14 protein-coding genes and 1 pseudogene are annotated in these 12826 nt (G+C 51.3%); 8 read left to right on the top strand and 7 right to left on the bottom strand.

Annotated elements, in window-relative coordinates; translation table 11 throughout:
- Nucleotides 1-79 precede the first annotated feature (79 nt).
- Nucleotides 80-325, top strand: coding sequence for a ribbon-helix-helix protein, CopG family (locus HZB62_06490; GenBank protein MBI5074799.1), 246 nt, complete (start codon nucleotides 80-82; stop codon nucleotides 323-325).
- A gap of 8 nt (nucleotides 326-333) precedes the next feature.
- The gene (locus HZB62_06485) at nucleotides 334-735 is read left to right on the top strand and encodes a putative toxin-antitoxin system toxin component, PIN family (protein MBI5074798.1); all 402 of its coding nucleotides are present in this window, start codon (nucleotides 334-336) and stop codon (nucleotides 733-735) included.
- Between the two features lie 78 nt (nucleotides 736-813).
- Here HZB62_06485 and HZB62_06480 read toward each other — a convergent pair whose 3' ends face one another.
- Genes HZB62_06480 through HZB62_06460 form a run of 5 tightly spaced genes read right to left on the bottom strand, consistent with a single transcriptional unit; the run spans nucleotide 814 to nucleotide 4504 of the window.
- Nucleotides 814-1368, bottom strand: coding sequence for a class I SAM-dependent methyltransferase (locus tag HZB62_06480; GenBank protein ID MBI5074797.1), 555 nt, complete (start codon nucleotides 1366-1368; stop codon nucleotides 814-816).
- Between the two features lie 25 nt (nucleotides 1369-1393).
- Entirely contained in the window at nucleotides 1394-1915 is a 522-nt protein-coding gene (locus HZB62_06475) for an N-acetyltransferase (GenBank protein MBI5074796.1), read from the bottom strand.
- Complete coding sequence (locus tag HZB62_06470; protein ID MBI5074795.1) at nucleotides 1833-2375, bottom strand: 2-oxoacid:acceptor oxidoreductase family protein; 543 nt, start codon at nucleotides 2373-2375, stop codon at nucleotides 1833-1835. The genes HZB62_06475 and HZB62_06470 overlap by 83 nt, the downstream gene beginning before the upstream one ends.
- A gap of 1 nt (nucleotide 2376) precedes the next feature.
- Nucleotides 2377-3201 (bottom strand): 2-oxoglutarate oxidoreductase, encoded by an 825-nt coding sequence (locus HZB62_06465; protein MBI5074794.1) that lies wholly within the window; start codon nucleotides 3199-3201, stop codon nucleotides 2377-2379.
- The gene (locus tag HZB62_06460) at nucleotides 3110-4504 is read right to left on the bottom strand and encodes a diguanylate cyclase (GenBank protein ID MBI5074793.1); all 1395 of its coding nucleotides are present in this window, start codon (nucleotides 4502-4504) and stop codon (nucleotides 3110-3112) included. The genes HZB62_06465 and HZB62_06460 overlap by 92 nt, the downstream gene beginning before the upstream one ends.
- 265 nt (nucleotides 4505-4769) lie before the next feature.
- Here HZB62_06460 and HZB62_06455 point away from each other — a divergent pair, with 265 nt between their 5' ends.
- From HZB62_06455 to HZB62_06430, 6 genes and pseudogenes are all read left to right on the top strand, one after another.
- Nucleotides 4770-5234, top strand: a complete 465-nt coding sequence (locus tag HZB62_06455) for a ribosome maturation factor RimP (GenBank protein MBI5074792.1) — start codon at nucleotides 4770-4772, stop codon at nucleotides 5232-5234.
- A complete protein-coding gene (gene nusA / locus HZB62_06450) occupies nucleotides 5231-6352 on the top strand; it encodes a transcription termination/antitermination protein NusA (protein MBI5074791.1) in 1122 nt (373 codons plus the stop codon). Before HZB62_06455 ends, nusA begins: the two co-directional genes overlap by 4 nt.
- On the top strand, nucleotides 6345-8423 hold the full coding sequence (recG, locus tag HZB62_06445) for an ATP-dependent DNA helicase RecG (protein ID MBI5074790.1): 2079 nt from the start codon (nucleotides 6345-6347) through the stop codon (nucleotides 8421-8423). Before nusA ends, recG begins: the two co-directional genes overlap by 8 nt.
- A gap of 13 nt (nucleotides 8424-8436) precedes the next feature.
- On the top strand, nucleotides 8437-8748 hold the full coding sequence (locus HZB62_06440) for a hypothetical protein (GenBank protein MBI5074789.1): 312 nt from the start codon (nucleotides 8437-8439) through the stop codon (nucleotides 8746-8748).
- Nucleotides 8749-8769: 21 nt separating this feature from the next.
- A pseudogene (locus HZB62_06435) lies at nucleotides 8770-9534 on the top strand (prepilin peptidase).
- Nucleotides 9535-9561: 27 nt separating this feature from the next.
- Nucleotides 9562-10824 carry a PAS domain-containing protein gene (locus tag HZB62_06430; GenBank protein MBI5074788.1) on the top strand — a complete coding sequence of 421 codons (1263 nt, stop codon included), beginning with the start codon at nucleotides 9562-9564 and terminating at the stop codon, nucleotides 10822-10824.
- A 56-nt stretch (nucleotides 10825-10880) separates the two neighbouring features.
- On the opposite strand, the gene HZB62_06425 is transcribed toward HZB62_06430, so the two are convergent.
- The gene (locus HZB62_06425) at nucleotides 10881-11735 is read right to left on the bottom strand and encodes a universal stress protein (GenBank protein MBI5074787.1); all 855 of its coding nucleotides are present in this window, start codon (nucleotides 11733-11735) and stop codon (nucleotides 10881-10883) included.
- A 2-nt stretch (nucleotides 11736-11737) separates the two neighbouring features.
- Entirely contained in the window at nucleotides 11738-12826 is a 1089-nt protein-coding gene (locus tag HZB62_06420; GenBank protein MBI5074786.1) for a sulfite exporter TauE/SafE family protein, read from the bottom strand.

Raw genomic sequence — 12826 nt, 5'->3', positions numbered from 1 at the left:
GGAAACGGGGCTGCGGTTGTTCGTTGACAACGATAAAAGGAACCTGATATGGTAATACAAAGTAATACAGGAGGTGATCATGGAGAATAGGCAGCGGGTCGTAATGACCATATCCGTGCCACCCGATATCGCGCGGGAATGTAAAGAGATAGCCAGGGCTAAAGGTGAAACGATGAGTAAGCTTTTCAGGGAAATGCTTTTGTCCTATAAGCAGGAGAAGCTGAAAGACGAATTCTATGCCCTGCAGCGTTATGGTGCAAGAAAGGCGAAAGCCCTGAAGTTTACTGAGAAAGATATCGAAAAAATGATATTTGACAATCGCTGATGCTGATGCTGAAGGTGGTTTTTGATACCAATGTCTTTATTCCAGCTTTCATAACCCCGGGCAGTAAGGCAGAAGAGGCATATCTGCTTGCTATTGAGGGAAGAGTCGCGTTGTTCACATCTGTTGCCATCCTTACGGAAACTGCCGGAAAACTGAGGGATAAATTCCTGTGGGATGATGAAAAAATTACCACTGCCATAAAGCATATCAGCAGGAGCGCGACGGTTGTCCGGCCTAAGAAGAAACTTCAGATATTAGCGGATGAGCCAGACAACAGAATCCTTGAATGTGCAAAGGAAGCCGCGGCGCACCTTATCGTCACCGGCGACAAGCATCTACTTGGGTTAAAAGAATTCGAGGGAATCGGTATAACACGGATTGCAGGCTTTCTGCATGCAATACCCCGATAACTTCGGCTTTCCCTCTTGTTTCTTAAAGATACTGAAAATACGATTATCGAAGTTTTTCATTGACCAACTCTCCTATTCTTACGGTTTTCTGCAGACGAGCTGTGCGACAGCTTTCTTCGGGTTTTCCTTTATGCCTTCGAAGGAATGAATGATCTCCCAATCCTGAAACCATGACAGCAGTTCTCCGGGCTTGAGCAGATGCTCCGGGTTTTTCGGCTTACCAAACCTGGCCTGTTCAGTGGTAAACGTCTCGTATATGAGAAGGCCGCCTTTTCTGAGGACTTTCCTGATACAGGGGATGAGAGGCCGATGCAGATAGCGGAAGACAAGAACTGCGCTGAATGTATCGTTTTCAAACGGATCACTGATCCTCTGTTCAAGATCGATCTGTATGAGTGTAACGTTAACACCGAGAGATGCTGCTCTGTCGCCTGCCTGTTTCAGGGCCTCTTCTGAGCGATCAGCAAGAATTATTGAAAAACCCCTTGATGCCAGGAACAGGCCGTTATGGCCATCGCCGCAGGCAAGATCGAGCAGGGGGAGATCCTTCAGATCATCAGTAAAAAGAGAAAGGTGATCCCTGAGCAGGGGGTCAGGCTCAGGTGGTCTGTACGCATCTGTTACTAGGGGCATACAGTCAGCAGATCAGCCGGAGGGGCTACACATTCCTGATGAGGGCATGCTCGTCGCACTCAGGGAATTTGGGACAGCGGATGCAGTCGCCCCAGATCTTCTGCGGCAGCTCCGCCTTGTCCGTGTCTTTGAACCCCAATTTCTTGAAGAACTCAGGCTGGTACGTCAGCACAAAGACCCGTTTGACGCCGAGTTCTTTTGCCTCAATTAAACATTGTTCAACCATCTTTCTGCCGATGCCTTTTTTGTGTAACTCTTTCTTCACCGCGAGCGAACGGACCTCTGCAAGATCATCCCAGAGTATATGCAGGGCGCTGACGCCTACGATGACCTTCTTTTCCTCGGCAACGACAAAGTCTCTGAGATTCTCATACAGTTCATTGAGCGACCGTGGTATCATCTGCTCTTTGCGGGCGAATTCGTTCACGAGCTTCTGGATTTCCTTAATGTCGCTGATATGAGCCTTACGTATTTTCAATGCAGTCCATCCCCCTTTGGACAAGCCCTCTATTTGCCGAAAAAGCCGCGGCTTTTTTCGGGTCGGCATTGTCCTCGAATATGCTGAATATCGTCTTTGGCTTGAGTAGTGCGGTTTTTGCGATGAAGGCGCCGAGCATCACCATGTTCGCTGATTTCTGATTGTCCAGGTCGCCTGCAATTTTGGTCGAGGGAATAGGGACGGCTGCCACGTCCTTCCTTGCTATCTTCCCCGGAATAAGCGAGGAATCGTACAGAAGCAGGCCGTTCTTTTTGAGGCTCGGCAGGAAGCGATCGAGTGATGCCCTGTTCATCACAACAAGAATATCCGGCGTTATGACAACAGGGGAGCCGATCATTTCGTCAGCAATGATCACGGTGCAGTTTGCCGTGCCTCCACGCATTTCAGCTCCGTAAGAGGGGAACCAGGTAACATCCCTTCCTTCGAGCATGGCAGCTGACATGAGCATTCTGCCGAGAAACAATATGCCCTGGCCGCCGGAGCCCGCGATGATGATCTTCTTTTCCAAGTCAGTTGGTTCCCGCGTATTTATCCTTGACCAGCCCGAGAGGGTAGGTTTGGGAGAGGTCTGTTCTGAGCCATTCTGCGGCAGCCCTGGGGCTCATCCCCCAATCAGTAGGACAGGGTGATAGGATCTCGATAAGGCTGAACCCCCTGCCTTCGATCTGGTATCTGAAGGCCTTTTCTATGGCCTTTCTTGCTGTTACGAGGTTCTTATAGGAATCCACCGCAACACGCTGGATGAACGACACGCCCTCAATGGCCGAAAGGAGTTCCGACACCTTGAGCGGATACCCGGTGGTCTGCACATCCCTGCCCCGGGGAGTGGTGGTTGTTCTCTGCCCGGTGATCGTTGTCGGAGCCATCTGTCCGCCGGTCATGCCGTATGTAGCGTTATTAATGAAGAATACCGTAAAGTTCTCACCCCTGTTGGCTGCATGGATGATCTCTGATGTGCCGATTGCGGCAAGGTCTCCGTCTCCCTGATAGGAGAAGATGATCCTGTCAGGCATGACCCTTTTCAGCGCGGTTGCCACGGCAGGGGGTCTGCCATGGGCAGCCTCAAGGATGTCGAAATTAAAGTAATCATAGGCAAAGACGGCACAGCCCACCGGTGCAATGCCGACGACCTTGTCCTGGATGCCGAGTGTGTCAATACATTCTGCGATAAGCCTGTGCACGAGGCTGTGTCCGCAGCCGGGGCAGTACCGGAATGCATTGGGCTTGAGACTTTTGGGTCTGTCAAATTTTTTTTTCACGCATCTTCCCCTGATAACAGACGATGGTATTTTTGCCCGCTGTCTTTGCTGCGTACATGGCGCTGTCAGCAGCATTGAGCAGGTTTTTTGCGGTGGATGCATTCTGAGGAAACGATGCAACACCGCCGCTTATGGTTATACTCACTCTTTCCGTGGCATTGATCTTTATCTTTGTCTCCTGCACTGTCAGCAGAATTCTGTTGGCAAGGGCGATCGCCTCATCTTCTGCCGTGTTCGGCAGTATGATCACGAACTCCTCGCCTCCATACCTTACCACAATGTCCGTTTCTCTCGAAACTGACTTGAAGATCCTGGCAAGTTCCTGAAGCACCTCGTCGCCTGCCTGGTGACCGTATGTGTCGTTCAGTTTCTTGAAATTATCAATGTCAAAAAGCATGAGCGAAAACGAACTGCCGTACCGCTTTGTCCTTGATATCTCGAGATCGAGATATCGGTAGAAATATCTGCTGTTGAAGAGTCCGGTGAGACCATCGGTGACCGAGAGTCTCTTTGTCTCCTGGAAGAGCTTGATCTTGTCGAGGATATGGGAAAAATGGTTGCCGACCAGTGAAAGAAGGGCTGCAAAATCAAAATCCATCTCCCGGTTCACCCTGCTGGCGAGGAAGAGCAGTCCCATGACCTTTTGGCTTGACAGGAGCGGAATAGCAGCAATAAAAACAAAGCCTTCCTCCCGGAGGACCGGAATTTCCGCTATGACCGACCGCTCGATAAAATACATCGGCTCCTGTATCTTGAGCGCATCGCTGCAGAGGGATTCAATGCCTCCGTCAAGAATGAATTTCTGCAGATCAGACGAGATTCCCTTGCTTGTCCTGAGCTTGAGCTGCTCGTCTTCGGTCATCATCAGAAAACCGGTATGAAAGTCTGTGATAAGCAGGACCTTTTCGATCAGGTCCTCCATGACCAGATCCATATTCTCTGATGAAATGAAGGCACTGGAAAGGGTATTGATGATGATCAGCTCCTTGTTCCTTTTCAGGAGCTCCTTTTCGAGTCTGATGAAGTTCGTGATGTCCTTGAGCACGATCCTGATAAAATAGGGTTCATCGGCATGCCTGAACGGGAGGATCAGCACTTCAAAATGCCTGGTATGATAGGCGATCCTCTCAAAATCCTCTGATCCTGAGACGAAGGATTGGGAAATCTTCCTTGAGAGTTCTCTGAGCAGGTCGATCTCATTGAAATTCCTGCTGATAACCGTTTCCTTGCCCGAACCGACGAGGGTGAAAAAGCTCAGATTTGCATCAACGATGGTGCCGTCAGGCCTCAGGATAATGAAAGGGTCAGGGATGAGGTCAAGACTTATGAACTCTGTATGATCCTTATGAGAGTTTTTGTCAGTCGACATGATCTTCATGCCTTATGTTCTTCTTTAGATTTTTCAAGGTATTCACCTGTTATTATTCTATTTTGTCCCGATTATCGCAATATTATTTTGACAAATAGCCATCTTATATTTATCAAGTAACTTATATAAAAAAGGTCTTTCGGCCGGGTGGATCATCTGAATGGGTAAAGTCGTTGCATTTTTGTATGCACCGTTGCTATAATCAACTACTTATTATTTTTCAGTCTGGCGAAGTATTTAAAGAAGAGTGGGCTTTCCCGCTCTTTTGTTTTCTATGGAAGAAATACAGGAAAAGATAGCGGTGTTGGCAGAATCCATTGCTCAACAGCATGGGGTCCGGGTCTATGACGTCGAGATCGTGGGCAATGCGAGGAATCCGTTTGTTCGGGTCTATCTTGACAAGGAAGAGGGGGTCTCTCTGGATGAATGCGCGAAATTCAGCAGGTCTCTTTCAGCGCTCATCGATGTAGAGGACCCTATACCGACTGCCTTTGTGCTGGAGGTCTCTTCCCCGGGGCTTGACCGGCAGCTGAAGAAGTTGAAACATTATGAGCAGTCAAGGGGAAGGTTGGCAAAGGTTGTAATGAAGGAAAAGACTGCTGGCGGCCAGAATGTGGTCATCGGCAGGATCATGGATGTCCAGGGCGATGTGATAACCCTGATAACCGGGGACGGGCAGGACCTGCTCATACCCTTTGATACCATCTCTCGGGCAAGATTGGAGATAGAACTGAAATGACAAAAGAACTGTGTCACGTAATTGAACAGATAAGCAGGGAAAAGGGCATCTCGAAGGAGATCATGGTCGAGGCGCTCGAATCAGCGCTGCTTTCTGCCATGAGAAAGAAATATGGCGGCAGGATGAATATTCATCTGACCATTGACAGAAAAAAGTGCGATATCAGCGTGTATGAGACGAAGCAGGTCGTCGCAGCAGTGGCTGATCCTGATCAGGAGATCTCTGTCAAGGATGCCCAGGCCATCGATCCGGAGAAGAAGGAAGGTGATACGGTTGATTTTCCTCTTGATCTCCACGACCTCGGCAGGATAGCTGCCCAGACCGCGAAGCAGGTCATATTCCAGAGGGTGCGTGAAGCAGAGCGCGATGTCATCTTCAGCGAGTTCAAGGACCGGACCGGCCAGATCGTGAGCGGCTCTGTCATGCGAAAGGAAAAGGGCGCTTATTTTATCAATCTCGGCAAGACAGAAGCTTACCTTGCAATAAAGGATACGCTGCCGACAGAGAACCTGAAGCGCGGTGATGTTGTCAAGGCGATCGTTGAAGAGGTCAAGGTCTCGTCGAAGGGTCCTGAGATCATTATCAGCAGGACATCGCCCCAATTTGTCGGCGAGCTGTTCAGGATGGAAGTGCCTGAGATCACCGAAGGCCTTGTCATTATAAAGAGCATTGTTCGCGAGCCGGGAGAACGCACAAAGATCGCGGTTACATCAAAAGACACTGCTGTCGACCCTGTCGGTTCATGCGTCGGCATGAAGGGAACACGGGTGCAGGCCATTGTCCGTGAACTCAGGGGCGAGCGCATTGACATCATTCCCTGGACAGATGAACCGAGGACGCTCATTGCCCGTGCACTCAGCCCGGCCAGCGTCGAGAAGATCGGCGTGAACGAGGATGATAAGACCGCCATGGTGGTGGTGAACGACCAGCAGCTCTCGCTTGCGATCGGCAAGAAAGGCCAGAACGTGAGGCTTGCCATGAAGCTGACCGGCTGGGACATTGATATCATAAGCGACACGGAATATTCAAAGATACGGTTGGAAGAGACAGACAAGGCGCTTGAGGATTCCATGAAAAAGGAGTCCCAGAAAAAAGAGATGCCGTCTGTAGATGCCTGACAGCACAGGCCTCTCCACACAATTCGTAAAAGGGGTCGGGCCCCACAAGGCCCGGCTTCTTGCAAGCCTCGGTATCAGAACCATCACGGACGCCTTCCATTATCTCCCTTTTCGCTACGAAGACCGTTCAGCGTTCAAGCCTATTACGCATCTCCAGCCCGGCAGCAGAGAAACGGTTTCAGGGACTATCGTCTCTCTCAAGGCCAAAGGCCAAAAGCTCAATATCCTCGAAGCGATTATCACGGACACTGCCGGCTATCTGAAGCTCACGTGGTTTAATCAGCCTTATCTGAAAAGGACCTTTAAGATGGGGCAGTCTCTTGTCGTGAGCGGGCTGGTAAAACAGAACACCCGGGATATGCCGCCGTTAGTAATGGAAGGACCGGAGTATGAGACGCTGCCGGACGATGCCGACGCCCTGATCCATACCGGAAGGGTTGTGCCGTTCTACAGCCTTACAGAAGGTATCAGCCAGAAGCAGTTCCGGAAGATCATGTTCTCGATCATCGGAGCGCACGCTGCAGCCCTGCGTGATCCCCTTCCTCCTGACATCCTCGCCAGAAATGATCTGCCGGCGCTTCAGGAGACTGTCCGGGAACTGCATTTTCCGCGGAACGCTGATCATCTCACAGACCTTAACCGGGGCAGGACGAATTATCACCGTCGCATGATATTTGATGAGTTCTTTTTCTTTGGACTCGGTCTTGCCGTGCTCAGGGAGACGGCCGGCAGGGAAAAGGGGATACGCTTCAGGCCAAAGGGAATACTCAGGAAGGCTCTTCTTGAGCAGTTCCCGTTTGAACTCACTGCAGCGCAGAAGCGCGTTATGGAGGAGATCAGAAAGGACATGCAGCAGCCCCGTCCGATGAACCGTCTTATCCAGGGGGATGTCGGCTGCGGAAAGACCATTGTAGCGCTTGCAGCCATGCTCGATGCTGTTGAATCAGGGTATCAGGCAGCGCTGATGGCTCCTACCGGCATCCTTGCAGAGCAGCATTACATCAATATCCACGGGATGATCGAACAGCTAGGCCTGACCGTACAGCTGATGACCGGGGGCGCCCGGAAAGATGGTGTTAAGGCTGAGGGTTCTTCTTCTCCTGACATTATTATCGGTACCCATGCGCTCATTCAGGAGAAGGTATCGTTCAGGAAGCTCGGCCTCGCTGTGATTGACGAGCAGCACAAGTTCGGTGTTATGCAGAGGGCAGTGCTCAGAAAGAAGGGCATGAATCCGGATGTGCTGGTGATGACTGCAACGCCCATTCCGAGATCTCTTGCGCTCACGCTGTATGGCGATCTTGACTGCTCGGTGATCGATGAACTGCCGCCAAACAGAAGGCCGGTACAGACAACGTGGATAGAATCGACAAAAAAGGATGAGATCTACGCAGTGCTCAGGGACGAACTGGGCAGGGCAAGGCAGGCCTATGTCGTGTACCCTGCCATAGAAGAGTCCGAGAAGATGAAACTGAAAACAGCACTGCAGGGCAGGGAGGCATTTGCCCGGAAATTCCCCGAGTTCCGGGTCGGGCTTGTTCACGGACGGATGAAGACCGCAGAGCGTGCAGAGGTTATGAGCCTTTTCAAAAAAAAGGAGATCGACCTTCTTGTAAGCACAACGGTTATCGAGGTGGGGGTCGATGTCCCGAACGCCTCGGTCATGCTGATCGTTCATGCCGAGCGCTTCGGCCTCAGCCAGCTGCACCAGCTGCGGGGGAGGGTAGGAAGAGGCGCTGACAGTTCCTGCTGCATCCTGATCGCGTATCAGCCTGTTGGTGAGGATGCAAGGCGCAGGCTGGATATCATGGTCAGGACCAATGACGGCTTCAGGATCGCAGAAGAGGACCTCGATATCCGGGGGCCCGGAGAGTTCCTCGGCACGCGCCAGGCCGGTCTGCCGGATCTGCGCAACGCAAACATTATCCGGGATGCAGCGGTACTGGAGGCGGCAAAGAAAGAGGCTTTCAGCATCATCGAAAAAGATGCCGAACTTAAAGAATTACCTTTTCTAAAAGAGCATCTTGATGTATTCTGGAAAGGAAGAGTTGACCTCTTCAAGACCGGGTAGCGGAGGCGGGAACGTGAAGAAAATAATAGACGATTTCAGAAAAGGTCTGGAACGGGTGCGCTGGTTCTCGACTGTGTTTGCCGAACGGCTGAAGATCGAGATTGCCATATTCAGGCTCCTCTATGAATCTGACCGTATGGCCAAGACCCGTGAGGAACTCTTGAAAAAGATCGGCGAACGCGTTCTGGCACTGAAGGACCATCACGACAAGAATATCCTGAGGGATTCGGTCATAGCAGAGGCAGTTGCTGAGATCAGCAAGCTTGAAAAGACCATTGAGGACCTGAAGACCAGGGTCGCAGAGATAGGCAGGGTTTCGGAATAGGTGATACTGTACGGCATTGTTTTTATATTCGGTTCTCTTATCGGATCGTTTCTGAACGTATGCATCTATCGGATGCCACGCGATTGTTCGATCGTATGGCCTTCTTCACGCTGTACGTCCTGCAGCAACCCTATCAGACCATGGGATAATATTCCTATTCTGAGCTTTCTGCTGCTTGGCGGCAAGTGCCGGACCTGCAAGGCTCCCATATCGCTGCGGTATCCCCTTGTTGAGGCGCTGAACGCTCTTTTGTATATTTTTCTTCTCTGGCGGTTCGGCCCGGACTGGCCGTTCCTGATCTACGCGCTCTTTTGTTCAGCGCTGCTCGTCATAACCTTCATTGACCTTGATTTTCAGATCATTCCGGACCGGATATCCCTTCCGGGCATACCTCTTGGACTTCTTGCGGGCTCGCTCATACTGCCGGACCCGTTTATGAGGGCAGGCGCGCTGGGTTGGCAGGCGTCCTTCATCGGCGCTGCATCAGGGTTCTTCTTCTATTATTTCATTGCAGTTGCAGGAGAAAAGATCCTGAAAAAAGAGGCCATGGGCGGCGGAGACATCAAATTGATGGCTATGATCGGAGGTTTTTTGGGATGGAAGGGTGTCATCCTTACAACCTTCTTCGGCAGTCTCTTCGGATCGGTCATCGGCATTTTTATGATGCTTCTTCGCGGCAGGGAAAAGGGCAGTCAGATACCCTTTGGCCCGTTCCTCGCGCTCGGTGCAATGGTCACGCTCTTTTTCGGCCAGGAGATCATTATCTGGTATCTGTACCGGAGATGAGCATGAAAAGAAGCGTGATGTTGTAGCATGAACATCCAGCATATCCAGATAGCCCTTATCTCATCCGTTGCCGGCATAGTCATTCTTATCGCTTTTTTTGTAATGAGACAGATTATCGCGTACCAGAAAAAGCGGGATGAGCAGGAGACACGCGAAAGAACCCAGGTAACGTTTGTGGTCGATACGTTCCATGACCTCATGTCCAAACTGAAGGAGAAGGAACGCGAGCTCGAGGCGCTCAGGAGCAGGGCAGAGGAGCGGGCAACTTCTGTCGAACTGTACAACGAAAATATCATACAATCCGTGCCAAGCGGGGTTGTAAGCTTTGACCGGAACCTTACGGTAACGAGAGTCAACGCGGCTGCCGTTGCAATACTTGAGATCAGGGAAGAAGACGCGATCGGAAAGCCATGCGGCCGGATCTTCCGCAGCCCGATCAGAGAGATGATAGAGGACAGGAAAGTGGTTCTGCGAGCTGAAACTGCATATACCTGCAGCAACGGCAAGAGGCTCTGGATCGGTCTTGCGCTTTCGCCGTTGAAGGACAGTTCGCAGGCGGTCATCGGCCATCTCCTCGTATTTACCGATTTGACAGAGCTCAAGGCTTTCCAGTCTCAGAAGGAATTGAGAGACCGCCTTTCGACGCTTGGGGAGATGTCGGCAGGCATTGCGCACGAGCTGAGAAACCCCATGGCTGTTATTTCAGGCTATACCAGGATCCTGTCAAAAAAAGTCGACGATGCACTGAAGCCTGCCGTAATTGCCATTAACAATGAAGTCATAGTCATGGACCGGATCATCGCCGACTTTCTCACCTTTGCGCGGCCTGCGGCCCCTGTTTTCGGCCGCATGGATCTGGTTGCGGTGATAAAAAGCTGTGTCGAAACAATTGAGGAGAGAGAGAAGAAGATCAGGATAACGATGGACACGCCCGCAGGTCTCGCGATGAAGGCTGATGAGGTCTTTATTCGTCAGGCGATCTCGAATCTGCTTCAGAATGCTGTTGAGGCTATGCCTGAAGGCGGCGCCATCATGATCTCCTCTGCACAGGATAATGAGGACATACAGTTGACCATAAGGGACACGGGCCACGGAATCCCGGACAATATCAGGGACAAGATATTTCTTCCCTTTTACACCACCAAGGAGCGCGGCACCGGTCTCGGTCTTGCGATCGTGCATAAGATCATCTCTTCCCATGGAGGGGCTATCAGCGCAGAGTCATCGCCGAAGGGCACTGTCTTCAGTATTACGTTTCCGAAGCAGTCAGCTGCAGCTCATCCCGCATGAACGGGGGAGGCTCCCGCTCTTTGCCTTAACCCCAGCCTCAACCTTGACCTATTCCACTATCCCTTAACCACCAGCACGGGGCAGGGGGCGTGACCGATCACCTTTTCTGTGACGCTGCCCATGAGCAGTCTTTTCAGTCCGGTCCGTCCGTGGGAACCCATGATGATGGTATCTGCCTTCGTTTCAGCAGCCATATCTATGATAGCCTGCCAAGTCTCTGTTTCTCTGATGAAGGCCTGCACCCTGATCCCTGATGCTTCTGCCTTCTGTTTTGCCTTATCCAGGTAAGTCCGGGCCTTGACAACGAGATTGTCCCAGGCCTCAGGCGACTCGCCGTAGAATTCGGCCGGCACATCCACCACAGAAAGGATGATCAGCTCTCCTCCATAGGATACGGCAAAGTCGATAGCTTTTTCCGTAGCAGCTTCACTGAATTTTGAGCCGTCCGTTGCGATCAGGATCTTTTGCCAGCCGACCGTTGCATCCTTGGGAACAACAAGAACGTCCTTGTTGCTGTACCCGATGACCCTTGCCGTAACGCTCCCGACAAGGGCCCTCTCAAGATTGTGATGACCTCTCCTGCCCATGACAATAAGATCGTAATTTTCCGCGTCGGACAGGTCTACGATCCGCTCGTGCATTTCTCCTTCTTCGCAGGTCGTTCTGACCATGATCTTCGCTTCTTCTGCAAGACGCGCAGCTTCTGCAAGGGCATCTTCACACGGCTTGCGCATGGAGGCTATAACATTACCGACACTGGTCGTATCCAGGTCCCCGAGGTATGGAGGGATGACCGATACCACGGTCATCCAGCATTTTTCCGCCTCCGCAAATTTAAAAGATTCCCTCAGCGCATGCATGCTCGACAATGATCCGTCTATCGCAACCAGGATCTTTCTGTATTTGGCCACGATCAGGCCTTTGAGTGTGCAAGTGCTTCTTTATGCTCGCGCTGTTCAGCCCTGCGGCCCTGCCACATTGCCTTAAGAACAATGAAGGCGCCGAGAGCAAGGGCAAAGATCATGATCGCAAAGCTCGTGCTCTTCAGTATCTTTGTTGTCTGCTCGGTTAACGGTGCTATAAGATTCAGCTGGGAAAGATACACAGGGACCATGAGCGCACGGCTGAAGAGTACGATCACCATAATCAGGCCCATAACGACCTTGATCATGAAGGGCTTAACATAAGTGGTGCCCATTGCGCCGAGCTGAATCCCGAAGAGCGATCCGCCAAGAATGATCATGGCAAGCCTGATATCGACCATGCCGTTGAGCGCATACTTGAACGATCCGCCAAGGCCCATGACAAAAGCGATGACCAGTTCTGTCGCTGATGCCATGAGGCTTGGTGCTCCAAGCACATAGATCATGGAAGGAACGCCGACAAAGCCTCCAACTGCGATCGTTGCTGCGAGAATGCCTGTTGCAAAACCGAGCGGAATGGTGAAGAGGATCGAGATCTTTGCATCCAGGCTTTTGAAATATACCATGGTGCCCGGAATGTTGACCGACTGAACCCATTTCGCAAGCTTGGTCATCTTCTCTTCTGCGTGCATATTTCCTGCCTTGTACGTCTTCCATGCATCTCTGAGCACAAAGATGCCGACGACGCCGAGCACCACGACAAAGGAGACGCTGACATAGAGGTTTGAACCTGCATCACCGAATGCCTTCTTAATGCTTTCCTGGATATGTGCGCCGTACAGAACGCCTGCCTCAGCCGAGATGCCGAGAACAATGCCGAGCTTTACATCGACCTGCCCGTATTTTGCCCTCTTGATTGCTCCGACGAGTGCCTTCGGGAATTTGTGACACATATTACTTGCCACTGCCACGAGGCCGGGCACACCCATGCTCATCATGCCGGGTGTAAGGACGAATGCTCCTCCTGAACCGATAAATCCGCTGACAAGACCTCCTACAAAACCGACAAGGAACAGATAGATGATGGTTATAGGATCAAGGTTTATGAAATTCGCTGCTGCTGAAGCTAAATCGTGCAT

Source organism: Nitrospirota bacterium, from assembly GCA_016214855.1.
Classification (GTDB): domain Bacteria; phylum Nitrospirota; class Thermodesulfovibrionia; order Thermodesulfovibrionales; family UBA6898; genus UBA6898.
The sequence above is the reverse complement of the archived record's forward strand: the minus strand, read 5'-3'. Positions and strand labels throughout refer to the sequence as shown.